We start from the raw sequence: 2,340 nt of genomic DNA, 5'->3' as shown, positions 1-2,340 counted from the left end.
GGAAACGCCGGGAGGGATCAGGATCAGGCGCGAAGTGCCTATTGAGCTGGGTGACGACATCCGCCCCGCCCGGCAACCGGCGGTTCAACTCCTCCTGCAAGGCCAAAAACGCCCAGGGGTCTCCGTCTGCCGCAAAAGTCACGAGCAGATCGAGGTCGCTGTCAGGACGCGCAGACCCGCGCGCGTAGCTTCCGAACACCCATGCTTCGGCTGCTCCGTAGCTCTTCAAAAGCTCGACCAGATCCGCAAGGGCAATTGGCAGTCGAAGCTCACTAACCGTCTGCGCCATAGCTGCAGTTTAGCGCCTTCCCACCAGCGTAAGCATCAGCTCGTCGGTAGTCGATATCGGGTTGGAGGACGCGGTCCTGATCCGAGTCGAGCTCGGATACCAGGCACTTACGACACGATTGCCCGTGGTCTCCCCACCCCGCACGTGCACCGACGCTCCTCGTTGAGGAAACAATTCCGTTGGTGGTACGGCATCGCGTACTCACCCCGGACCCTCGCCAGGAACGGGTCACCTAACGGATCGTTGTCGATCGAGCTTTCCCGGATTTCCTTGTCAGGGAACTTGTCGAACACCTTTTCCATCAGAAACAACCCCCACCGAGGCTGATACTTTCCTTCCGCGTGGAGCGCCTTGTCGAATCGGAACGGCTTTTCGAGGAAAACCCTCCGCGTTTGAATCACCCAGTCAATCCCCGACGGGTCAACATCGACGTATCCGACATGCTCGCCATCTCGATACACGTCGAGCGTCGCGCACCTGTTGACCCTTCCGGTCAAGGCTGGGTATCCGAAGTCGCGGTACTTCTCGACAAGTTCGGCTCGGGCTTCGTTCTCCCACTCGTCCCATTGCGGGTTCGTCTGATCTGTTTATGCAGACTCTCATCTCTAGTCGCTTCCCTGCCTCCAACGAGAGTGCCAGGGACATGGCATCTTTGCAGGTCAACCACGCACATTCAGGTACCGCCCCCTCCGGTGAGCTACCGCTGCCTCGTACCGTGATGTCGACGTGAAGTGCTCGCGAGATTCGCCGCAATAGAGGCGATTCCCTCCCTGGTCAAATTCGAGCGCACGAAACCCCTTCGTCACTCGCGCGCTCCATCGCACCCTCAAGGTCCACACACTCGCGAATAGCCATATCCCCGTAATAACAACACTATTCGGCGATACCCTTCACCTGACCGACATAATATGTGGCCCCTCAACAGCTTTCGCTAACATCATGCCCAGCAACGTGCATCACCAACCGAACGACGGCCCATCCGAATCTTCACGCGCCCGCAACGGATTCCCCACCGCGCCTCTCCGCTCCGCGAACGACAGCCCCGAAACCTCGCCCTCCGCCACCATCCTCGGATCGACCACCTTCAGAGCAGGCTCTTGCACGGGCACGGGCCGCAGCATCGCGGCGATCCGCTCATCTCTCCTCCTTTTCTCAGCCTCTTTCTCGTCCGCCAAGCATCTCCGCAATTCATCCGACCCCTCCGCATGATCCGGATGACCGGAACCTGACACCGGGCACGACACTTTCGCCACCAGACACTCCTCACCATTGACAACCTGGAGCCCACACCATAGCCCCAAAAGCCGTCCCTCCCTAGGCCGAACTTAACCCCACCGGGCAGACAAAAACTCTACGGACAAACAAGAAATCCCAACCAACAGCAGCCCCCACCAGCCACGACACACCGCCCTGACAAACCATCTCAACAAACAGTTTTCAGAACACCACGACGACACGACACACACAATCCAGTCCATTTCGTGACCTCGCGAGAGGTAGCCGACAACGATGACATCCAGATGACCCCTCATCACCTCTCCGAATCGCCCCAGGAACACCACCCAAGGGCGCAATCCGCATGGAACAGTTCGCGTGGCCCGTAAAGTGCCGGAACATGCACCCCAACGCAAAGAGTTCAGCGGCAGCCGTCGCCGTGTGTGCTGCGATCGTCGGGATCGTGTCGTGCGGCACGGACGTTCCGGAACCCAATGCCGTGGACGGTACAACGAGAATCAACACGACATATTCGCCCAAGGACGGACCGTACGAACCGCGACACGGGGGCGGATCGAATAAGCCCTATACACCGGATCCTTCGGTGTTCACTCCTGAACAAATCTATCTGTACTGGTTGGATGAGAAAGAGATTGTCTACTTCAACGATGACGAAGTAATAGTCATCGGGCGGACGTATTGCGACACTGCAGTGACAGCGCCGACTGTCACCGCAGATGCCGCTGCATTCGCCGACAACCTCAGCGCGACTCAGAAGGCTGACCTCGTCCAACTATCGAGGACCTACCTCTGCCACTAAAGATGTTTCGGTAATA

The 2,340-nt window shown here is 58.4% G+C and carries 2 protein-coding genes; one reads left to right on the top strand and one right to left on the bottom strand.

Going from position 1 to position 2,340, the window contains the following annotated elements; all coding sequences use genetic code 11:
• Positions 1–289 (bottom strand): nucleotidyltransferase family protein (locus A8G15_RS30305; RefSeq protein WP_082900242.1); only part of this gene is annotated, 289 nt, incomplete at its 3' end.
• Positions 290–1,904: 1,615 nt separating this feature from the next.
• On the opposite strand from A8G15_RS30305, the gene A8G15_RS30950 reads away from it, so the two are divergent.
• Positions 1,905–2,324 (top strand): DUF732 domain-containing protein, encoded by a 420-nt coding sequence (locus A8G15_RS30950; protein ID WP_156665631.1) that lies wholly within the window; start codon positions 1,905–1,907, stop codon positions 2,322–2,324.
• The last annotated feature ends 16 nt before the right edge of the window (positions 2,325–2,340 follow it).

This window comes from Rhodococcus phenolicus (genome assembly GCF_001646785.1).
GTDB classification, from domain to species: Bacteria; Actinomycetota; Actinomycetes; order Mycobacteriales; family Mycobacteriaceae; genus Rhodococcus; species Rhodococcus phenolicus.
This window is presented reverse-complemented; position numbering and strand designations above follow the sequence as displayed.